Here is a 21,389-nt window from a genome sequence, read left to right on the forward strand (position 1 = left end):
CCCCCCCAAACTTTTTCCTGCCGCCTCCACCCACCCTGTGTCCCGCCTCCCCCCCCCGCCGCCCCCCCGGCCCCCCCCCCACGCTTCCGATCGTCGAATTGATTCGAGCGCGACGCGGCAGCAGCGCCGCGAGCGCCACAAGACAGCCGGGCCGCGCGAGTCGCGGCCCACAAGTCAAGGAACCTCCGCTGCCGCAAGGTAGCTTCGCCCAACCGTTTCACGGATTGGGCTTTTTTTGCGCGTCGGTTCCGCGGCGTGCGTATCAGGTCAGGGCCGCTCGCCGTGAATATAGAACTCGAGCTGCTGAATGGTGAACTGCTGTTCGGCGATGATGTTCTTCACCAGGTCGCCGATCGATACCATGCCGACCAGCCGGTCATTGTCGATCACGGGCAAGTGGCGCATGCGCCGCTCTGTCATGAGGGCCATGCAGTCGTCGGTGGTCTGATCGGGGCGGACAAAGCGCACGGCCTTGCTCATGATGTCGCGCACCGGCGTGGCCTTCGACGAGCGGTCCATCAGCACGACCTTGCGCGCATAGTCGCGCTCCGTGACGATTCCGGCGATGCTCTCGCCGTCCGTGACGACCAGCGCGCCGATGCCCTTTTCGGCCATCAGCTTGATCGCTTCGTAGACTGAGTCGTCGGCCCCGACAGTGAAAACAGTGGTGTTGTTCGGTTTCGTTTTAAGAAGCTGTGCAACGCTTGTCATGGAGCGGCTCCGTTTCGCAGTGCAGCACGCCGGCGCGGCGCGCTGTCGTGAGGGACAGGCCATTCCAGTATAGGCGTGACGCGCCACCGGGGTACTTCGGGAATACCTGTGGCGCGCGCTGCGTTTAACTCGGGTAGCGGCGCACCGCGACAGCGGTTCCGTGCTCCATGCAAGGGCATACGGGTGCGGCAGGCCGATTAGCGGTAAACTCCCAGTCCGTACCTTATTCCCGGTTTGATCGGGTTCATGTCAGCACCATTGTCTAACGCCATGCTCACGTCTCACGATCCGTCGCCCGCAGTAGACGGCGCACCCAACGGCGAATGCGTCATTCTCGACGCCACCGCCACGCTTCCTACGCGCTACGGCACGTTCACTTCCTACGTGTTTCGCGTATGCGAGAGCGGCGCCGAACATCTCGCGCTCGTGATGGGCGACGTCGCCAACCAGTCGTCCGTGTTGACGCGCCTGCATTCCGAGTGCCTCACCGGCGACGTGCTCGGCTCGTACCGCTGCGACTGCGGCGAGCAGCTCGACCTCGCGCTGCGCTACATCGCGGCGGAAGGCTGCGGCGTGCTGCTGTATCTGCGCGGCCACGAAGGGCGCGGCATCGGCCTGTCGAACAAGATTCGCGCGTATGCGCTGCAGGAGCAGGGGCGCGACACCGTCGAGGCCAATCTCGATCTCGGCTTGCCGGACGACTCGCGCGAATACGATTCGGCCGCGGGCATTCTGCGCACGCTGAAGGTCACGTCCGTGCGTCTGATGAGCAACAATCCGGAGAAGTTCGACACGCTGTCCAAGCATGGCATTCCGGTGTGCGAGCGGGTCGCGCTGGCGATTCCGATGCGCGAGGAAAACGAGCGTTATATCCGCACCAAGCAGGTGAAGTTCGGTCATTACTTCGACGAGAACGAATGAACCACGTGCCTGTGCCGGCCGCCGTGTGTGAACGGCAGCCGGCGTTGTAGCGGCGGATTCGTCGATATCTTGCGCCCGGCATGCCGGGCGCTTTGCTTTGCGCCTTCGATACATCGAAGCGCGGCGGATCAGAACAGGCTGAAGTCGTCGTTGCTGTCGGGAATTGCGTTGAGCACGTCTTGCAGCGCGCGCCAGCCTAGCCATCCCACAAGACTTGCCGATATCGCCAGCCAGCGGTGCGCGCGCGTGTTCATGCGCGTCGATCGCGTTCGATGTTGGGACGCGACCTTGCGCGCGTCGACCGATGTACGTAGCAAAGGGCAGGTATGCATGCGGTCTCTCCTCTCTAACGAGCGGTGCCGTCGGCGGTTGCCGCAGCCGTGGCCACGCGCGGCAGAATCGCTGCCAATACTTCACCTAGCGTCGTCGCGCCAAAGCGACGTTCGCTGATATCCGCTTCGACATCGATACGACCCGCGTTGTGCGCGTCGTAGAGATCGGTGATCAAACGCGCGTGGCCTTCGCCGAGCCCCGCGCCTTGCAGCACCGTGGCCCATTCGCCGCGCGGCACTTCGCGTGCTACAACGGCACGGCCTGCCAGTTCGCTGATCGTGCGCGCCACGTCCAATGCGCTGATGCGCTCATCGCTTTCGATGCTCACGACACGCGGCGAGACCGGCTGCACTCGATCGTCGAGCAACAGTTCGGCGGCCAGCACGCCCACGTCCTGTGCGGCGACGGTGGGAAAGCGTTTGCTCAACGGATGATGCAGACTCGGCAGCGCGCCTTTCGCGAGCGCGATCGGCAGCACGCGTGCCCAGTTATGCATGTGTTCGGCGGCGCGCAGAAACGTCAACTGCGAGTCCACCGTTCGCAGTTGCGTTTCAAGCTCGTGAAACAGCGTGGTGATGCCCGTGCCGGCCGCATGTTCCGCGCCGTAGTCGGAGAGCGCGAGAATGCGAGAGGGCGGATCGGCGCGCAATGCCGCGACGCTCACGTCGATCATGCGCCGCATCGCCTGTGCGGGATCGGCGTGTCCCCGTGGCAACGGACACAGCAGTTGGACGGCATGCGCACCTTCGATTGCGCGCGCCACCGTTGCGGCGTCGAGCAGATCGGCAACGGCGATCTCGTAGCCGATCCCGGCGAGGAATTCGCCCTGTTTTTTATCGCGGACCACCGCACGCACGTTGCGGCCCGCCCGGCGCAATGCCGCCGCGCTCACTGTGCCGACATTGCCGGCTGCTCCAAAAATCACGAACACGTTGCGCTCCTTGTTGGCTCGGTACGGCCTTATCTTAGAGGCGCGGCAGCGGGGAAACGCGCGGGCAAGGATCACACCGCGCAGATTCGGATGACGGTTTTACCTGCCGCGCCGCAGCAGACGCGTTGAATCTCGTAGAGTCGAGCGAAGCGGCGCGAAACGTCGCACAATGCAGGCACACTCGAAGTCATCCACGAGGGCAGCAATGAATGCAGTGACACCGATACCTGGACTGCAACCGCAGCCGCATAGCGGTTCCCGCGTCGTATTGCGTTCGAGCAGGCTGCTCGGCTGGCAAGGCTTCGGCGCGGAGCTGGTCAACGTGTCGGCCGGGCTGCACCGTATTCCCGCGTTCAAATATCACCGGGTGGGCGTGCATGTCGGCGCGCCCGTCAAGGCACGCTGCCTGTGCAACGAGCGCCGCTACTCGCGAATCCAGGCGCATGGCGACGCCGACGTCATTCCCGCCGGACTCGACGGGCAGTGGAGCGATGAAGCCGCCTGCACGATTTTCAGCGTGTGGATCAGCGAAGCGTTCGCGCAGCGGACCGTCGAGCAACTGTCGCTGAAATCGAGCGATGCGCAACTGCGCCCGCAATTCCAACTGCGCGATCCGCGCTTTCAGCATCTCGCCTGGGCCTTACGCGCCGAACTCGAAGCGGACGAGGCATCCGATCCGCTCTACGCCGAAAGCCTGTGTACGGCGATGGTGGTGCGATTGATCGGCGGTGCGCCGACGCTCGATAACAAGCGGCGCACGCTCGCGCCGAAAACGGCCGCGCGCGTGATCGAGTTTATCGAAGCGCATCTGGACCAGCGTCTCACGCTGAGCGAACTGGCCGCACTCGCCGAGTTGAGCGTGCCGCATTTCAAGGTGCTGTTTCGCGAGACGCTCGGCATGCCGGTGCATCAATACGTGGTGCAGCGGCGCGTGGAGCGCGCGCGAACGCTGCTGCTGCAAGGCAAGCTCAACGCGAGTCAGATCGCGCTCGATACGGGCTTCGCGCATCAGAGCCATATGGCGCATTGGATGGGCCGCTTGTTGGGTGTGACGCCGCGCGAGCTGATCAGGTCGAGTGCGAACTCAGGCAGCATTGTCGAGTTCGATTCGAGCCATTCCCGCCGCATTGCTACGCCGCGCTAGACCCTCGCAACGACGTTATGCGCGCGGCCTCACTGGATCGAGGCCGCGCGCCGGGAAGCTGAAACGCACACCGTAGTGCAGGGCACCGATCAACCCGGCGCTGCGCCCGTCAACTGCGAATAGACGTCATGCGACAGTTGCAGCAACTGCTTGCGGTCGATTCCGCCCGACACCGCATAGCCGAAATCGCCGTCGATCCAGTAGAACACGTTCACTGGGCCGTCCTGATACAGCTTGAACGCGGTCGTGTTCGAGTTCTGCTGGCGACGCGAGATGCACAGCGTGACGCGCTCGCCGTTCGGCCCGCGATACATGAACTGCGCGGTCGGTCCGTCGGCGCCGGGCAGCAGCCGTCCGCCCGAGAGATTGAAACCGCTCTTCGACAGAATCGGCGGATGCACGTTGGTGCCGAGACGGTTGGAGAGCCACTGCACGAAATCCTGTTCGTGATCGTCGGTGCTCATCTCGGTCGGCCGGTCGACGGCGGGCATGTAGACCACATGCGCCACCGCCGCCTGCCGCGCGAACATTTCCGAGCTGTCCGCGCTGACAGGCCGCGTGTCCGAGTGGCCACTTGCAACCGGCGCGATCACGTCCTGTCCCATATGCGTGCCCACGCCGATGCCCACGCCCATCACCAGCGCCGCCGCCATTCCGGCGAATTGCGGCCAGTTGGCGGCAATTCGCCAGCGGCGCGGCGCAGGCGCCTGCAGGCGCTTCGGCACGGGCTCACTCAGCACGCGGTCGTAGCGCTCGTGGAACATACTGTTCAGCGAAAAATAATCGCTGACGCGCGCGGCCAACTCCGGGTTCTGTTCGAGCGCGCGCTCGACATCGGCACGGCGTTCGTCGGACAGCGTGCCGTCCACGTACGCATGCAGGTCTTCTTCGCCGATCGGCATAGTTTGGTCGCTCATCGCACCACCTGTAATTTTGCACCGGGCTGCGTGCCCGCCATCAACGCCCGCAACCGTTCGCGTCCGCGCGACAGCCGCGACATCACCGTGCCGAGCGGAATGTTCAGCGCGAGCGCCACGTCGGCGTAGCTCATTTCCTCGAGCCCCACCAGCAGCACGACTTCACGCTGCTCCATGGGCAGGCGCTGCAGCGCGTAGTCGAGGTCGCGCATTTCCAGCGAGCGGGTCTGCTCGGAGGGCACGGCGAATTCGCTCTCGGACACGCTTTCGTCGTCGACCGCCACGTGGACGGCGCGCGCCGAAGCCTTGCGCGCCTGATTGGCGAACACGTTGTGCATGATCGTAAACAGCCACGCGCGCAGGTCGGTGCCCGGCTGGAACATGCCGGTGCGGCCGAGCGCGCGTTCGAGCGTGTCCTGCACCAGATCGTCGGCGAGGTCGCGATTGTTGATCAACGCTCGTGCATAGCGCCGCAAACGCGGTACATGCTCCATCAACTCGTCACGGACATCCATTTTGTATCCCAATCGTGGAGTTTTTCCGCGGGCAAGAAGGCGTTCTCTTGCCGCGCGAAAAGACGCATTCGAGATGCGAACACACGTGCGCGCATTTTATTCCGCCGTGGTGTCTGAGAGCGTGAAATGCGTGCCGCACTCAACACCCCGTCATCGCATGGTCATCGCGTCGGCGGCGCGCATCAGGCCGTGGGTGCGGGCGTCGCCGGCGACCACGAAACGCTGCCGCTGCGCGGTCCACAGCAACAGGCGAATCTCGCCGATGCGTCTCGCGGACCACTGCGCCTGCGCCGGCGCGAACAATGCCAAAGCCGACAGCAGCACCACCGGTTGATTGTCGCCGTTCAGATAGATGAATTCGCTGACCCGCTGAAGCGGGCCCAGCGCCACCACTTTTTGGTCCACGAGGCGCAACCCGATTGCCGAAAGATTCGGCGCGGACGGATCGGCGCGCGTCGGCGACGCAGCGGAAAACTGCCCGGCGGCGCTTTCGGCCAATGCCATCACCGCGGCGTTGTTCAGCGCCTGGGCGGACACCTGAGTCGCGGCGAGCCAGCCGCTTGCCACCGCCAGCGTCAGCGCGAGCGCCGCCAGCGTGTTGACCACCTTGCGGGTCCGTTTTCCTGTGTTGATGCGCTCCAACACGCGGCGCCATCCTTTGACGCGGCCCGGCACGGGTTCGTCAGTTGTTTGGAAAGCCTGCTGAATCTGCGCGTTCAGCCTGCCGTAAAACGCCACCCGGCGCGCCTCCGCTGGATCCTTGCCCAGATAGTCCCGCAGAAATGCCGCGCGCTCAGGCGTCAGCGTGCCGTCGGCGTAGGCCTGAATGTCCGCTTCGGAAAGCGGCGAATCGGAAGGGGCGTCAGTGGTCATGATGTCGGCGTGCGAGGGAGTTCGGCTAGCGAAGGGGCGAACACGCACACACCCAAGTTTATTCCATATGTTCGCACGCCAATTTCAACGCCGCAGGGCGGCCGCGAGCGCACTTTCATGCGCCCCTCAGCGCGCTGCCGAAGCACGAGCTAACCCGATTGCGCGCCGGTTTATTCCCGCTTCCGGATATGTTTTTTCTGACGCTCCGAGGCAGGAATAAAAGCCATGGACCTGTGGTTCTCCCTCATGCAAACCCGCACAAAACTCACTGGAGTTCATCATGAAGAAGATCGCTTTTGCCGCATTGTCCGTTGCTGTTCTCGCTGCTTCGTCGAGCGCTTTCGCGCAAGGCAAGACGCGTGCTGAGGTGTACCAGGAATTGATCCAGGCCCAGCAGAACGGCCTGAACTACGTCACCGATGCATCGTATCCCGAAGTGAGCCCGGTGTTCGCGCAGCAGGTCGCGCAGCACAAGGAAGCACTCGCCAAAGAAGCGGCGGCCGCCAACCATGTTGCGAGCCAGGACGCGCAGGCAGGCAGCGTCAATTGAAGTGCCGATACCCCGGCGCGCGACTGGAACGGGCGCGCCGGATATCGAATGGAATAGATCGCTGCATCGCGTGTTAGCCCGGTAAGCGCATCTATCCGAGAGAGGAGTTTTCGTGGCAAAACCATCCGTTCCCAATCCCGGGCCTGTCTGCGTGCCCTGCCGACTCATCGCGATCGGCGCGGCCGTGCTGGTGCTCGCCGGCGGCTTCGCCTTCACGGCGGGCTGGCTGACGCCGGCGCGTCTCACCGCGCCGCGTTTCATCAACACATTCGAGGCCGTGGCCGGCCAGCCGCATCCCGGTTATCGGCGCAATCATGCCAAGGGCCTGTGTATCGAGGGCTATTTCGACAGCAACGGCGATGGCGCGGCGCTGTCCAGCGCGGCCGTGTTCGCGCCCGGCCGCACGCCGGTCACGGGCCGCTTCGCGGTGCCCGGCGGCAACCCGTCCGCGCCGGATACCAGTTCGCCCGTGCGCAGCCTCGCATTGCTGTTCCAGTTGCAAAACGGCGAGCAGTGGCGCACCGGGATGAATTCGACGCCCGTTTTCGCGGTGCACACGCCCGAGCAGTTCTATCAGCAACTGGTGGCCGCCAAGCCCGACCTGGCGACCGGCAAACCGGACCCCGCGAAACTCAAAGCGTTTTACGCGGCGAATCCCGAGACCCAGCCGTTTCAGGCGTGGGTGAAGGCCCATCCGCCTTCGTCGAGTCTGGCGAATGCCGCGTACTACAGCATCAACGCATTCCGCTTTACCGACGGCACCGGTAATACGCATGCCGTGCGCTGGGCGATGGTGCCCGAGACGCCGTACGCGCCGATCACGGACGCCGAAAAAGCCGAGAAGAATTTTCTCGAAGCCGACCTCGATCAGCGCCTGCAAAACGGCCCTCTGCGCTGGCATCTGATCCTGACCGTCGCGAAGCCCGGCGACCCCACCAACGACGCCACGCTGCAATGGCCCGACGATCGTCAACAAGTCGACGCCGGCACGCTCGTGATCGATCACACGACGCCGCAGGCAAACGGCACGTGCCGCGACGTCAACTTCGATCCGACGATCCTGCCGGCCGGCATCAAGCCGTCGGACGATCCCTTGCTGGCCGCACGCTCGGCCGCGTACGCACTATCCTACAAGCGCCGCACACGCGAGGAAGCGTCGCATCCCGCGGTTCATCAAGCCCAGACAAACGGAGACCACTCATGAGGCCGACGCGCACCCATTTCAGTCCGCTCGCGCGCCTGTTGCATTGGACGATGGCGCCCCTGATCATCGCGATGCTGTTCATCGGCGTGGGCATGGTCGCCACCGTCTCGAGCGCGCACAACACGCTGATCGCGATTCACCGGCCGCTCGGCATTGCGTTGCTGCTGCTGGTGGTGCTGCGTGCGGGCGTGCGCCTCACACGCGGCAGCCCGCCGTTGCCCGACGATATGCCCACGCCGCAGCGGTTCGCGGCGAAGGCTTCGCATCTGGTGCTCTATGTGTTGATGGCGGCAATGCCGTTGATCGGCTGGGCGATGCTGTCCGCCGCGGGTTATCCGGTCACGCTCTACGGTCCGCTGCACTTGCCGCCGATCGCGCCGCATAACGTCGAGTTGTTCGCCTTGCTGCGCGCGTTGCACACGTGGCTCGCGTTCGCCTTGTTCGCCACCGTGCTGCTGCATCTCGCGGCGGCACTGTTTCATGGGCTGATCCGACGCGACGGCGTGTTTTCGAGCATGGCGCGCGGCGAGCGTTAGTTCTTCTTTAGCGCTTCACGCGTTCCGAGCGCGGATCGTAAGGCGCTTTCAGATGCAGCGTTGCCGGCAGCAGTTCGCCGGCGACGTCGATCGCATAGCTGCCGCTGTTCAGATAGGCGGCATCCGCTGCGCCCTCGGGATTGTTCACATAGCCCATCGCCACAGGACAGCCGAGCGTGTGGCCGAACGCCGCCGAACTCACGAAGCCCACCGGCTTACCGTCGCGCAGAATCGCTTCACCGCCCCATAGCATGCGATCCGCGGCGCCGTCGGCGGTCAGCACGACCATGCGTCTGCGTGGCGGTTCGGCGCGCAATTTCAGCAGCGCGTCGCGGCCGCGAAACGCAATGTTCTTGTCGAGCTTGCACGCGAACGACAGTCCCGCTTCGAACGGATTCGTATCCGGCGTGAGTTCGCGGCCCCATGCGCGATAACCTTTTTCGATGCGCAAGGAGTCGATTGCATAGTAGCCCGCGTTGACGAGGCCGAACGCTTTACCCGCGGCGCGCAGCGTCTCGTACACGCCTACCGCGAATTCCACCGGCACATACAGTTCCCAGCCGAGTTCGCCGACGTAGGTGAGGCGAGTGGCCCGCACCGTTGCGTAACCGAGGTCGACCTCGCGGCTCTGGCCGAACGCGAACGCTTCGTTGCTCCAATCCGCTTTCGACACGCTTTGCAGCAGTTCGCGCGAACGCGGGCCCATCACGGCGAGCACGGCATACTGGCCGGTCACGTCGACGAGCGTGCAGTGTTTGTCGTGTGGAATGGCCTTGTCGATCATGTCGAAGTCGCGCGTGGTTTGCGCGGTGCCGGTGACGAGCAGGTATTGATCGTCGGCGAGGCGCGTGAGCGTAAAGTCCGATTCGTAGCCGCCGCGCTCGTTGAGCATGGCGGTGTAGACGGTGGTGCCGGTCGGCACATCCACGTCGTTGGCGACGATGCCTTGCAGCACGCTTTGCGCGTCGCGTCCCTTGACGAGAAATTTGGAGAACGACGTCATGTCGAACAGCGCGACGCCTTCGCGGCACGCGCGGTGTTCGGCGCCGCTCCAGGGCAGCCAGTTCTGCTGGCCGAATGCGTACTCGATCCTGGCCTCTTGCGGCGAAGGCGCAAAAAAGTTGGCGCGCTCCCAGCCCATCTTGCTGCCGAAACACGCGCCTTCGTCACGCAGCAGCGAATACAGCGGCGAGCGGCGAAACGGCCGCGCGCTGTCGAGTTCGCGATTCGGCCACGGCATCGCGTAATGCAGGCCGAGCGTTTCCTTCACGCGGTCGTGCAGCCACGTGTCGTTGCCGTTGAAGCGCGCGAAGCGGCGAATGTCGACCGGCCACAGATCCATGGTCGGCTCGCCCGCCACGATCCATTCCGCGAGTGCCATGCCGGCGCCGCCCGCCGAGGCGATCCCCATCGAATTGAAACCCGCGCCGACGAAAAAGCGCCGCAGTTCGGGCGCTTCACCGAGCATGAAGTTGTTGTCCGGCGTGAACGATTCGGGACCGTTGTAGAACTGCTTCACCTGAGCCGTTTCGAGCGCGGGCACGCGCTGCAGCGCATTTTCCATCAGGATTTCGAACTGATCCCAATCGTCCGGCAGCAGTTGAAACTCGAAATTCTCGGGGATGCCGTTCATGCCCCACGGCTTCGCATCCGGTTCGAAACCGCCCATCACGAGGCCGCCCACTTCTTCCTTGAAGTAGATGAAGCCGTCCGGGTCGCGCATCACCGGCAGGTCCGGATGCACGCCAGCAATCCGTTCTGTCACGATGTAGTAGTGCTCGGCCGAGTGCAGCGGCACGGTCACGCCGCACAAGCGTCCGACGGCCTTGGCCCACTGACCCGCGCAATTCACCACGATGTCCGCGCCGAGCGTGCCTTCCTCGCCATCCTTGTTGCGCCACGCTAGGCCGCTGACTTCGCGCGCGCCGCTCGTTTTGCCGTCTTGCGCGGTGCGCGTGTGGATCGCCGTCACGCGGGTGTTTTCGACGATGCGCGCGCCGCGCTGGCGGGCGCCGCGGGCGAGGGCCTGGGTCAGATCGGTGGGATTCGCCTTGCCGTCGCCGGGCAGCCAGACCGCGCCGAGCAGGTCGTCGGTGCGCATGACCGGCCACAGGTCGCCGGCTTCGCGCGGGCTGATCACGTCGCAGGCCACGCCGTAGGCGCGCGCGACGGCGGCGGTGCGTTTGAGCTGCGTCATCCGCTCGGACGTGCGGGCCACCGAGAGCGAGCCGCATTGCTTCCAGCCGGTGGCGAGGCCGGTGTCCGCTTCGAGTTCGGCGTACAGCGCGGTCGAATAGCGGATCAGCTTCGTCATGCTCTCCTGGGCGCGCAACTGGCCGACGAGCCCGGCCGCATGCCAGGTCGTGCCGCACGACAGTTGGCCCTGTTCGAGCAGCACCACATCGGTCCAACCCAGCTTCGTCAAGTGGTAGGCGACCGAGCAGCCGATGATCCCGCCGCCGACAATGACGACGCGAGCGTGAGTGGGAATGGATGTGGACATGTGTGGATATGCGTGGATCGGGTGCGTGTAGATTGCCGTAAAAAGACACGAAATGCAACGAATACACAGCCTTGTTGTGATTCGGGCGGCGTCATGCGGCGGTCATACGACCGTGCGCCTTCCGGAAGGGTACGGCCGCTCCGGCCTTGTTTCAGAAGGAGAAAGCTCATAGTGCGCCTTAAAAATGTGGTTTTAGTTGGAAATGTGTGGCTATTCAATCCGTAAAACTGTGCCTTTTGCTAGACTGCAGTGAATCCTCACCGCCCAATCGCCATGTTCTCCAACCAGCGCCAAGCCGAAATCCTGCGACTCGTCCGCGAGCAGCGCACCTGCACGATCACCGATCTCGCCGGCCGTTTCGCCGTCTCCGACGAGACCATCCGCCGCAACATCAAGCCGTTGATCGCGGACGGCCTGCTAATCAAAGTTCACGGCGGCATCATGCTGCCGGAGCGTCTCGACGAGCCGCCGTTCCAGCGGCGCATGACGGCGAGCCTCGAGGGCAAGCGGGCGATCGGCGCGCGGATCGGCGAACTGGTGCGGGACGGCGATTCGCTGATCCTTGAAGGCGGCACGACGTGCCTGCATATTGCACAGGCGCTCGCTGCCCGTTCGCGGCTCACGGTCGTGACCAATTCCATCGAAGTCGCGCGCGTGCTGGCGCCGCGCAACGGCAACCGGGTGTTCGTCGCGGGCGGCGAGCTGCGGCCGGACGACTGCGCCGCGGTTGGCGACAGCGTGCTGGCGTTCCTGCGCCAGTTCCACGTGCGCTACGCGATCGTCTCGGTCACCGCGATCGACATGCAGGGACGTTTCATGGACGCGCTGCCCGCCGACGTGGCGTTTTCGCTGGCGGCCTTCGCCCAGGCCGAACGGCGCGTGGTCGCGGCGGATCACGCGAAATTCGGCCACAGCGCGCTGGTGCACGCGTTCGGCGCGGACGCCGTCGATCTGCTGGTGACGGATGAAGCACCGGCGCCCGCATTGGCTCGGGTGTTCGCGGCGGCGGGGGTGGATGTGGAAGTGGGCACACAGCCAATTTCGTCCAACGCGTAAAATGGCCGGTTATCACAGGCAATCGATGCTGTATAGACACTCACCGGCCGGCGCCAGCCGCGCTCTGTCGAGCTGATTCTGTCCGCGCGCTTGCCCAAGCCGGCTTGAATAGGATTGGACGCTGATGTCGTCAGTTTTCTTTGATCGGGAACGGATTGCAGAATGGCTGGGGGACCACACCGTCGCCAAGGCGCGCTCGGTCGGCCCCATCTCCAATGTGAAATGGCACGGCGCCACGCTGAGCGGCGACGTGCAGGGCACGCGGACGCTTCCCTACAAAACGCGGGTACGGTTTCGCACCGACGGCGGTTCCCCTTGGGCGCAGAGCGACTGCACGTGTCCGGTCGGCCGCAACTGCAAGCATGTCGCCGCGCTGCTGCTCGCCGAGCTCGACTATCACGACGAGATGGACCACATCACCCATGTCGAACTGGACGACGGAGACTCGGCGCGCGATCTGCCGCCGAAGCCGATGACGCACATGGGACAGCCGTCAGGCGTGCGGCCCGAACTGGTCAGTTGGCTCGAACGTTTTCGCGCCCGCGCCGAGGCTGCGGACGCCGACGCCCAGAAGGCGAGCGCCCCGCGTACCCAGACACTTGCATACCGGCTGAACTGGTCCAACTTCCACATGCGCCACGAGGTGGTGCTGTACCGCGCGCGCTGCAATCCGGACGGCGCGGTTGTCGAAGTGGACGAACCTTGGGGCAATGTCGAGACGGCGCTGCTCAAGCAGCCGAAATTCGTCTCCGACGAAGATCTGTCGATCCTGCGCGGCCTGTGGCTCGGCCGCTCCCGTGAGGACTTCGGCCAGTTCATCCTGCGCGGCACGAGCGGCGCGGAGATGCTGCAGAAACTGATCGCGACGGGGCGGCTCTTCGTCGACTTCAATCCCGCGCCCGGGCAAGCAGGACCAACCGCGCTCTCGCGCGGCGCCGACCGGCCCGGCCGGATCGAATGGGAGCCGCTCGCCGACGAGCGCCTGCGGCCCGTGCTGTGCACCGAGCCGCGCGCCAGCATGGTGCTGCCGACCGAGCCGGTCTGGTACGTGGACGGCGTCGCGAATGAGGCGGGCATCGTTCAGTCGTCGCTGCCGTTCCAGCAGTTGCCCGACTACCTCGCCATGCCGCCGATCTCGCTCGCCGAAGCGCCATTGGTCGCCTCGGTGCTGCGCGAGATCGCGCCCGAGTTGCCGCTGCCGCCCACACACGACGCGTCCGCGATCCGCGTGATCGACGTCGAGCCCGTGCCGGTGCTCTCGCTCAACAGTCATGCGCTGCCGTCGTCGGCGAGCAAGGCGGGGCTGCGTCAATCCGGAGCGGTGGAGTTGGCCGGCGTGAGTTTCGATTACGACGGCGTGAGCATCAACGTGGACAGCAGCGTGACGCTCGTGCCGATGCCGGGCGGCGACGTGATTCATATCCGCCGCCGCTACGAGGCCGAGAAAAAACGTCTGCTCGAACTGCGCAAGACGGGTTTGCAGAAGGTGCCGACCAGCCGGGTCTACGCATCGCGCCTGCTGCCCGACACCATGCTCGGCCTGCCCGATGCCGAAGCGTGGTCCGCGTTCGTCAACGACGCCGTGCCCGACCTCGTGAGCAAAGGCTGGCGCGTGACGATGGCGCCGGAATTCCGCTACAACGTCATCGAGATCGACGCGATCGAAGGCACCGCGCATCAGGCCGGCGACGGCTGGTTCGATCTGGAAATGGGCATCCGCATCGGCGAGCGCAACGTGCGGCTCGAGCCGCTGCTCGCCGACCTGTTCCGGCGCGACCGCCGCTGGCTGAGCGGCGCGCTCGAAAGCATCGCCGACGACGAACCGATCGAGCTGAAGACCGAGGAGAACAAGCGTCTGCGCTTGCGCGCCAACCGTCTGAAGCCGGTGGTGCGTGTACTCGTCGATCTGTTCGACGCGCTAGGCGGCTCGCTCGCGGAGGGTGCGCCGCTGCGCGTGGCATCCGTCGACGCCGGTCGACTGGAAGCGTTGAACGGCACGGGCCGCTGGCAATTTCGTGGCGAAGATTCGATCCGGCAACTCGCGCAGCGTCTGCAAGCCGGGCCGGGTTTGCGCGAGGTGCCGGTGCCGCGCGGCCTGAAGGCCGAACTGCGGACCTATCAGCACCAAGGCCTGAACTGGATGCAGTTTTTGCGCGAGCAGAACCTCGCCGGCGTGCTCGCCGACGACATGGGTCTGGGCAAGACCGTGCAGACGCTCGCGCATATCCTCGCGGAAAAAGAAGCGGGGCGTCTCACGCGGCCGGCGCTGATCGTCGTGCCGACCACGCTCGTGCACAACTGGCGCGAAGAAGCGCGCCGCTTCGCACCCGAACTCAAGGTGCTGGTGCTCAACGGTCCGCAGCGCAAGGAGCGCTTCGAACAGATCGCCGGGCACGAACTGATTCTGACCACGTACGCGCTGCTATGGCGCGATCAGAAGGTGCTCGCCGAGCATGACTATCACTTGCTGATCCTCGACGAAGCGCAGTACGTGAAGAACGCCACCACCAAAGCCGCGCAGGCGATTCGCGGGCTGCGCGCGTCGCATCGGCTGTGTCTGACGGGCACGCCGCTGGAGAATCATCTCGGCGAGCTGTGGTCGCAGTTCGATTTTCTGTTGCCGGGCTTTCTCGGCAGCCAGAAAGACTTCACCAAACGCTGGCGCAATCCGATCGAGAAGAATGGCGACGGCGTGCGCCGCGCGTTGCTGGCTCGCCGCATCCGGCCGTTCATGCTGCGCCGTCGCAAGGACGAGGTCGCCAAGGAACTGCCGGCCAAGACCACCATCCTGTGCTCGGTGGACCTGGAAGGCGCGCAGCGCGATCTCTACGAAACCGTGCGCACGGCGATGCAGGAGAAAGTGCGCGCCGCCGTCAGCGCGCAAGGTCTCGCGCGCAGCCACATCATCGTGCTCGATGCCTTGCTGAAGCTGCGCCAGGTGTGCTGCGATCCGCGACTTGTCCGGACGCTCAAGGCGGCCGGCGAGGCGGGTGAGGCAGGCGAGAAACGCGACAGAACGGACCGGGTCGAGAAGGGCGCGCGCGCCATGCGTTCGGCCAAGCTCGACCTGCTCCTGTCGATGCTGCCGGAACTGATCGAGGAAGGGCGCCGCGTGCTGCTGTTCTCGCAGTTCACGGGCATGTTGGCGCTGATTGCTGAAGCGCTCGAAGAAGCCGCGATTCCCTATGTGATTCTCACCGGTGACACGACAGACCGCGTCACGCCGGTCGAGCGTTTTCAGCAGGGCGAGGTGCCGCTGTTCCTGATCAGCCTCAAGGCGGGCGGTGTCGGCCTGAACCTGACCGCCGCCGACACGGTGATCCACTACGACCCGTGGTGGAATCCGGCGGCAGAGAATCAGGCAACCGATCGCGCGCATCGGCTCGGGCAGGACAAGCCCGTGTTCGTCTACAAGCTGATTGCGGCGGGCAGCATCGAGGAAAAGATCGTGGAGTTACAGGAGCAGAAGGCCGGGCTTGCGGACAGCATTCTTTCCGAAGACGCCGCCGGCGCCGCCAAGTTCTCGGACGACGATCTCGACGCGCTGTTCGCGCCGATGCCTGAGATCGAAGGCGGCCGGTAAGAACGGGCGTTCCAGAATCCATCTCGAAACGTCCGGCGCGCATGCCGCGCCGCGCGACGTTACGCCCGTTCGCGGGCGCTCAAATATCTCCAATTTTGATGGTGCCGTGAGCGAAAGCGTGACAAGTGGTCAAGGAACGTCCTGTTCCCGGCGATGCCGTCAACGCTTTGTCCTGACACTCGTTGAACACGCGGCCGTGAAGCGGTCAGTCAACGCAGTTCGTTAAGGAAATACCATCCATGAAGAAGCACATTTTCGCCGTTACCGTCGCGGGTCTGTTCTCTATCGGCGCATTCGCCCAGGCATCCACGCCGGTCGACGCATCGTCGCAAGCAGGCGTGGCTACGCAGGAAGCCTCGGCGCCGGCTGCGAAGCATCACCACAAGAAGAAGCATCACAAGCACGCGCATCGCCATCAGGCTGCGTCGAATGACGACGCGGCGCCAATCAAGCCGTAAGCATCGGCCGACGATGTGAGGATGCGGGCCGATGCAGGTCGTCGGCCCGTCCTTCATCGCTGTTGGAATCGCGAGGCGTGAGGCGAAAGATCAGCGGCAAATCGATGCGAGCTGCAATCACGCATCGCTTGCACGCGCGCCGCTTGTTGCCCGTTGGACCACGCGACGAACCACGGATGCCGATGCTTTGCGAGAACCGTCACGCGCGCCACCGAATGAATAGCTGGCCGCAATAGCAACGCACGCCGACACCACACCGCATGCCTGCAGTCGCGGCAAGCGCGGCTAGCCACCCACGCGATTTACCCGGATCTCCCCGATGAAAATCTGTTCGTCCCGCTTTGCCAAATCGGGCTCTTCCATGCTATTCGCGCTGTTGCTGGCCGCGTCGTTGGCGGGTTGCGCGCTGGCCAGACCGGGAGCACAGCCGGCCGCTCCGGTCTATGCCGTTGACGCGCCGGCGCACGTGTCCGCGCCTGCGCCTTTTCCTACGCCCGCATCCATTTCGCAAGTCCCTGCCGGCTTCTACCGCGTCAATCCCGGCGACACGCAGATCGGCGTTTCCAAGGCGTTCGGTCGCGAGGCTTCGGCACTCGCGCAGTGGAACCGCTTGTCGCCCGCTGACGGCCTGCGTGTCGGCCAGGTGCTGCGCGTCGCGCCGCCGCTGGGTGCCGGTGCCTCGCCCGCAGCCAGCGCGCCATCGAACTCACTCGCGCAAGCGCGCGCGCTCTTCGCGGATAGCCCGAGCGAGGCTGCGTCCACAAAGGCACGACTCGCGTGGCCCGTGAGTGGCGCCGTGACCGCGCCGTTCGTGTCGGGCAAGACGAAGGGGATCGTGATGGGCGGGCGCGTCGGCGAACCGGTGCGGGCGGCATCGGGCGGCCGCGTGGTTTATGCGGGAGGCCGGATCGCGGCGTACGGCAAGCTGATCATCATCAAGCACGACGCGCATGTGTTGACCGCATACGGCAACAACCGCGCGTTGCTCGTCAAGGAAGGCACGGACGTCAAGGCAGGCGAGGTGATCGCAGAAATGGGCGCGGACGACAAAGGCCAGGCATCGCTGCGCTTCGAAGTGCGCGCGGACGGCAAACCGGTCGATCCGCTCAAGTACCTCCCGAAACGCCAGTAACGCGGCGCGTTCGCGGCCTCGCCGCTCATCTGACCTTGACCTTGAACTCGAACCCGACGCGGAGCCTGCCGCATGCAGTGCGCCGCGCGACGTGATGCTTATGAATTTCTATCTACATTGCTTTGGCACGGGCCGGCGCGCGTCGACAGTCTTGCTGCTCGGCGCGTTGCTCATGCTTGCCGGATGTGCGCAGCCCGGCGTCGGTCGCGAATCGCTCAGTGGCGGCGCTGCCGCCGCGCGCAACGGTCAACGTGCAACAACACCACATGCGGCACGAACCGGCGACATCGACACATCGCGCGCATCGGACACTGCGAGCGAGGAATCGTCACCTGGTCCTTTGGCGAACGACGATGCCGCATCGACCACGCCCGTCTGCGCGTGCGGCAACACTTTCCGGCAAACGGGCATAGCAACGTGGTACGGCAAGCGGTTCCACGGACGCCGCACCGCGAGTGGCGAGCGCTACGACATGCACGCGCTCACCGCGGCGCATCGCACTCTGCCGTTGGGCGCCTGCGTGCGAGTGACGGCGCTCGGCGGCGCGCGCTCGGTGATTGTTCGCATCAACGATCGCGGCCCGTTCGTGCGCGGACGGATCATCGATCTATCGTATGCCGCCGCGCAGGCGCTTGGTGTCGGTTCGGCGGGCAACGCGCAGGTGACGCTGGAACGCGTCGTTGCGGCACGCCGCTGCATGGAAACCGGCGCCTGATGCTGATCGTGATTACGAGAGAAGGGAAGCCCGAACATGTGGCCAATTGATTAAAGGCCGTCGTCGTAGTGCGAGCACCGCGTCGACTGTAATAAAACCTCTGCGTATGTAAATTATCAGTTGCGGGCGCTTCAATTCATACGATTTTCAGCGCAGATGGCGCAACGTTTCTATTCGGCCGCGGTTTACGTCCGACGTAATAACTACCTGGCCGCCAGTTACAAAAGCAGTTCTTTCATCTTGAGGTCAATTTTCTGACCGGCTAATTTGTGTTCACTCGTGCGGCTAGACCCCCGCGAGCGTGTGATGTTTTGAGCGGCGTCGGCCTCCGGATTGAGACGACGCCGCATTTTTTTGACTGGATCGCGAGCCTGGTGGATTAGCAATCTTTCAACAATTGTGCAGCGCCTTTTTGAGCAACGATGCGCGAGATAACGCACTGAATCAGATACGTGTACTGGCTAAGACAACGCCCGGAAACGTACGTCGGAAATGGTTGCTCCGTCACCTTTGATTTGCGGCTTCTCCGCCAATCTGTTCTTTGACGACTCTTGCCATTAGCTGCACGCGTTCTGTTTCAAGCAGAGACTTTGCATCGATGCGTCCAAACAGATCGAGGAGAGGGGCCGCCAGCCCCGTCCATCCGGTCTGGTGGCTGGCGCCAAGGCCCGCGCCGTTGTCACCGTGGAAGTACTCGTAGAACAGGATCAGGTCGCGCCAGTGCGGATCGTGCTGAAATTTCGCCGATCCGCCATAGACCGGCCTTTGTCCATGCTCATCTCGCAAGAACGTGCCGGTGAGCCGCCGAACAATCTCCTGGGCTACCTCGAACAGTGTCATCTGTGGCCCGGTACCCGTGGGACATTGAACCTTGAACTCGTCGCCGTAGAAGCTGTACAGATTCACCAGCGCCCGAACGATGAGCATATTGACCGGCATCCAGACCGGACCGCGCCAGTTGGAATTGCCTCCGAACATGCCGGTATTCGATTCGGCAGGCAGGTACTGTACTTTGTATTCCTGCCCACCGACATTGAGAACGAACGGATGCTCCAGGTGATAGCGCGAGAGCGAACGAATGCCGTGTGGCCCAAGAAATTCGTTCTCGTCGAGAAGATAACCGAGCACACGCTCGAGTTTCTTTTTATTGAGGATAGACAACAGGCGCCTTTCCTTATAGCCGATGAAACCCGCTTCCGTCGGGGCAATCTGGGCAATCAACTCGGGGTGACGTTTTCGAAACTGAGCCATCAGTTCCATCAGCTTCGGATAGCGAGTGGCGGAATCCGCTTCGAACACCGTCGACGCGCACAGCGGCAACAGTCCTACCATCGACCTCACTTTCAAGCGGGTCGCCTGGCCGTCAGGGAGGCGCAGTAGATCATAGAAAAAGCCGTCTTCCTCGTCCCACATCTCGTCGTGATGTTCGCCGCGGCGGTCCATCGCATAGGCAATCCACATAAAATGCCGGACAAACTTGAAGGCGATCTCTTCGTAGATGGGATCGTACTCGGACAGGATGATGGCCATCTCCAGCATGTTCTGGCAATAAAACGCCATCCACGCCGTGCCGTCCGCCTGCTCCAGCACCCCACCGGTCGGAAGCTGCGCGCTGCGGTCAAAGACACCGATGTTGTCGAGACCTAGAAAGCCGCCGGCGAAGACGTTGCGTCCGCTGGGGTCCTTGCGATTGACCCACCAGTTGAAATTGAGCATCAAACCCTGAAACGATCGCTCGAGGAACCGCGGATCAGCCCGGCCCAGCTGTTTCTCGTATTTGTATAGCCAGAGTGTCGCGGCGGCGTGCACCGGCGGATTCACGTCGCTGAAGTTCCACTCGTAAGCCGGAATCTGCCCGCTCGGATGGAAGTACAGGCTTCGCAGCATCAGCAGCAGTTGCTCCTTGGCGAAATCGAAATCCACCAGCGCCAGCGAGATAGTGTGGAAGGCCAGGTCCCAGGCCGCGTACCAAGGATATTCCCACTTGTCCGGCATGGAGATCACGTCGGCGTTCAACATGTGGAACCAGTCTGTGTTGCGCACATCGCGACGGGCGGCCTCGAGCAAAGGATGGCTCTTGTGCTCACGCAGCCACTTGTCCAGATCGAAGTAGTAATACTGCTTGCTCCATAACATGCCTGCCAGCGCCTGGCGGTGCACTCGGCGTTGATCGTCTGTCAGCGATTTTGGTGCAATCCGTTGGTAAAACTCATCGGCGTCGGCGATCCGGCTCTCGAGTATCCCGTCGAAACCGTCGAAGGGCTCGTTCATTCTGGTTGCCGTCAGCCGTAGGCGGATCGTCCTGCTTTCCCCACCAGCCAACTCGACGATATAGTGAGCGGCGGCCTTCGTTCCCGTCTTTGCTGGACTTACCGCATCGGTCTGCTTCGAGATAATGTAGTTGTGAAAAGCATCCTTGACGTAAGGAGATGCGTTGGGCTCGCCCCACAGATGCTGCGCATTACTCTCGTTCTCGGTAGACAACGACTCCGGATCACCCTCGCAATAGAGCCAGTACTGGCCCAGTTCATGATGGGTTCCGCAAATCGTACCCGCTCCATCTTCATGCAGCGACGGCTTGCGGTCATCGTCTCCCCAGGACCAGGTATTGCGGAACCATAGCGTTGGCAATACTCTTAACGGTACGCGCTCCGGCCCGCGGTTGTGCACCGAAATCCGGACAAGGATGTCGTCAGGATCTGCCTTGGCGTATTCGACGAATACATCGAAATACCGGTCATCGTCGAAGACACCGGTATCGAGCAACTCGTACTCAAACTCTTCCCGTGAACGCTTCCCGTTGGTCTCGACCAGGTCCCGGTAGGGATACTCCCGCTGCGGGTACTTGTAGAGGTACTTCATGTAGGAGTGGGTGGGCGTGCTGTCGAGGTAGAAGTAATACTCCTTGACGTCCTCTCCATGGTTGCCCTCGCCATTCGTGAGGCCGAAGAGGCGCTCCTTCAGAATCGGGTCGCGCTCGTTCCATAGCGCCAGTGCAAAGCACAGCCGTTGCTGGTCGTCGCACAGTCCGCCGAGTCCGTCCTCTCCCCACTTGTAGGCGCGTGAGCGCGCCTCGTCATGAGTGAAGTAATTCCAGGCGTCGCCGTTATCGCTATAGTCCTCTCTGACCGTTCCCCACTGCCTCTCACTTAGATAAGGCCCCCACTTTTTCCACGGGATTTGTGCCTCGCGCGCTTCGTTCAAGCGTACTTGCTCCGTCACATCCACAACTACCGCGGCCATGGCTTTTCCTCCGCTACGGGTGAACGAATCCGGCTCGACATCCCAAGCGGATCGGGGCGTTTCA

18 protein-coding genes are annotated in these 21,389 nt (G+C 63.6%); 10 read left to right on the forward strand and 8 right to left on the reverse strand.

Features of this window, described 5'->3' with window-relative positions:
* Positions 1-267: 267 nt before the first annotated feature.
* Positions 268-711: a CBS domain-containing protein gene (locus tag P0D80_RS30720; RefSeq protein ID WP_408289484.1), complete on the reverse strand. Its 444-nt coding sequence runs from the start codon at positions 709-711 to the stop codon at positions 268-270.
* A gap of 270 nt (positions 712-981) precedes the next feature.
* On the opposite strand from P0D80_RS30720, the gene ribA reads away from it, so the two are divergent.
* Positions 982-1,632, forward strand: coding sequence for a GTP cyclohydrolase II (gene ribA / locus P0D80_RS30725; RefSeq protein WP_116121574.1), 651 nt, complete (start codon positions 982-984; stop codon positions 1,630-1,632).
* Between the two features lie 128 nt (positions 1,633-1,760).
* Here ribA and P0D80_RS30730 read toward each other — a convergent pair whose 3' ends face one another.
* Both P0D80_RS30730 and P0D80_RS30735 read right to left on the reverse strand, forming a co-directional pair.
* Positions 1,761-1,964, reverse strand: coding sequence for a hypothetical protein (locus P0D80_RS30730; RefSeq protein WP_408289487.1), 204 nt, complete (start codon positions 1,962-1,964; stop codon positions 1,761-1,763).
* Positions 1,965-1,978: 14 nt separating this feature from the next.
* Positions 1,979-2,896 (reverse strand): NmrA family NAD(P)-binding protein, encoded by a 918-nt coding sequence (locus tag P0D80_RS30735; RefSeq protein WP_408289490.1) that lies wholly within the window; start codon positions 2,894-2,896, stop codon positions 1,979-1,981.
* A gap of 205 nt (positions 2,897-3,101) precedes the next feature.
* Between P0D80_RS30735 and P0D80_RS30740 the strand changes: the two genes are divergently transcribed.
* Positions 3,102-4,040 carry a helix-turn-helix domain-containing protein gene (locus P0D80_RS30740; protein WP_408289493.1) on the forward strand — a complete coding sequence of 313 codons (939 nt, stop codon included), beginning with the start codon at positions 3,102-3,104 and terminating at the stop codon, positions 4,038-4,040.
* 89 nt (positions 4,041-4,129) lie between these two features.
* Here P0D80_RS30740 and P0D80_RS30745 read toward each other — a convergent pair whose 3' ends face one another.
* The 3 genes from P0D80_RS30745 to P0D80_RS30755 form a co-directional block, all read right to left on the reverse strand.
* A complete protein-coding gene (locus tag P0D80_RS30745; RefSeq protein WP_408181906.1) occupies positions 4,130-4,957 on the reverse strand; it encodes an anti-sigma factor family protein in 828 nt (275 codons plus the stop codon).
* Positions 4,954-5,472: a sigma-70 family RNA polymerase sigma factor gene (locus P0D80_RS30750; RefSeq protein WP_012426855.1), complete on the reverse strand. Its 519-nt coding sequence runs from the start codon at positions 5,470-5,472 to the stop codon at positions 4,954-4,956. The genes P0D80_RS30745 and P0D80_RS30750 overlap by 4 nt, the downstream gene beginning before the upstream one ends.
* A 150-nt stretch (positions 5,473-5,622) precedes the next feature.
* Positions 5,623-6,345: an anti-sigma factor family protein gene (locus tag P0D80_RS30755; RefSeq protein WP_408181905.1), complete on the reverse strand. Its 723-nt coding sequence runs from the start codon at positions 6,343-6,345 to the stop codon at positions 5,623-5,625.
* Between the two features lie 280 nt (positions 6,346-6,625).
* On the opposite strand from P0D80_RS30755, the gene P0D80_RS30760 reads away from it, so the two are divergent.
* The 3 genes from P0D80_RS30760 (at position 6,626) to P0D80_RS30770 (ending at position 8,635) form a co-directional block, all read left to right on the forward strand.
* The gene (locus P0D80_RS30760) at positions 6,626-6,895 is read left to right on the forward strand and encodes a DUF4148 domain-containing protein (protein WP_408181903.1); all 270 of its coding nucleotides are present in this window, start codon (positions 6,626-6,628) and stop codon (positions 6,893-6,895) included.
* 112 nt (positions 6,896-7,007) lie between these two features.
* Positions 7,008-8,099, forward strand: a complete 1,092-nt coding sequence (locus tag P0D80_RS30765; RefSeq protein ID WP_408289498.1) for a catalase family peroxidase — start codon at positions 7,008-7,010, stop codon at positions 8,097-8,099.
* On the forward strand, positions 8,096-8,635 hold the full coding sequence (locus P0D80_RS30770) for a cytochrome b (RefSeq protein WP_408289501.1): 540 nt from the start codon (positions 8,096-8,098) through the stop codon (positions 8,633-8,635). The genes P0D80_RS30765 and P0D80_RS30770 overlap by 4 nt, the downstream gene beginning before the upstream one ends.
* 7 nt (positions 8,636-8,642) lie before the next feature.
* Here the strand turns inward: P0D80_RS30770 and P0D80_RS30775 are convergent, their stop codons facing one another.
* The gene (locus tag P0D80_RS30775) at positions 8,643-11,138 is read right to left on the reverse strand and encodes a GcvT family protein (protein ID WP_408289504.1); all 2,496 of its coding nucleotides are present in this window, start codon (positions 11,136-11,138) and stop codon (positions 8,643-8,645) included.
* 273 nt (positions 11,139-11,411) lie between these two features.
* Here P0D80_RS30775 and P0D80_RS30780 point away from each other — a divergent pair, with 273 nt between their 5' ends.
* The 5 genes from P0D80_RS30780 (at position 11,412) to P0D80_RS30800 (ending at position 18,082) form a co-directional block, all read left to right on the forward strand.
* Positions 11,412-12,194: a DeoR/GlpR family DNA-binding transcription regulator gene (locus P0D80_RS30780; protein ID WP_408289507.1), complete on the forward strand. Its 783-nt coding sequence runs from the start codon at positions 11,412-11,414 to the stop codon at positions 12,192-12,194.
* 124 nt (positions 12,195-12,318) lie between these two features.
* Positions 12,319-15,777, forward strand: coding sequence for a DEAD/DEAH box helicase (locus tag P0D80_RS30785; RefSeq protein ID WP_408289510.1), 3,459 nt, complete (start codon positions 12,319-12,321; stop codon positions 15,775-15,777).
* Positions 15,778-16,016: 239 nt separating this feature from the next.
* Entirely contained in the window at positions 16,017-16,235 is a 219-nt protein-coding gene (locus tag P0D80_RS30790; protein ID WP_408289513.1) for a hypothetical protein, read from the forward strand.
* A 319-nt stretch (positions 16,236-16,554) separates the two neighbouring features.
* Positions 16,555-17,367 (forward strand): peptidoglycan DD-metalloendopeptidase family protein, encoded by an 813-nt coding sequence (locus tag P0D80_RS30795; protein WP_408289516.1) that lies wholly within the window; start codon positions 16,555-16,557, stop codon positions 17,365-17,367.
* 100 nt (positions 17,368-17,467) lie between these two features.
* Positions 17,468-18,082: a septal ring lytic transglycosylase RlpA family protein gene (locus P0D80_RS30800; protein ID WP_408289519.1), complete on the forward strand. Its 615-nt coding sequence runs from the start codon at positions 17,468-17,470 to the stop codon at positions 18,080-18,082.
* Between the two features lie 504 nt (positions 18,083-18,586).
* On the opposite strand, the gene P0D80_RS30805 is transcribed toward P0D80_RS30800, so the two are convergent.
* Entirely contained in the window at positions 18,587-21,325 is a 2,739-nt protein-coding gene (locus P0D80_RS30805; protein ID WP_408289522.1) for an MGH1-like glycoside hydrolase domain-containing protein, read from the reverse strand.
* Positions 21,326-21,389 lie beyond the last annotated feature (64 nt).

The sequence above is a fragment of the Paraburkholderia sp. RL17-373-BIF-A genome (genome assembly GCF_046030175.1).
Lineage (GTDB): Bacteria > Pseudomonadota > Gammaproteobacteria > Burkholderiales > Burkholderiaceae > Paraburkholderia.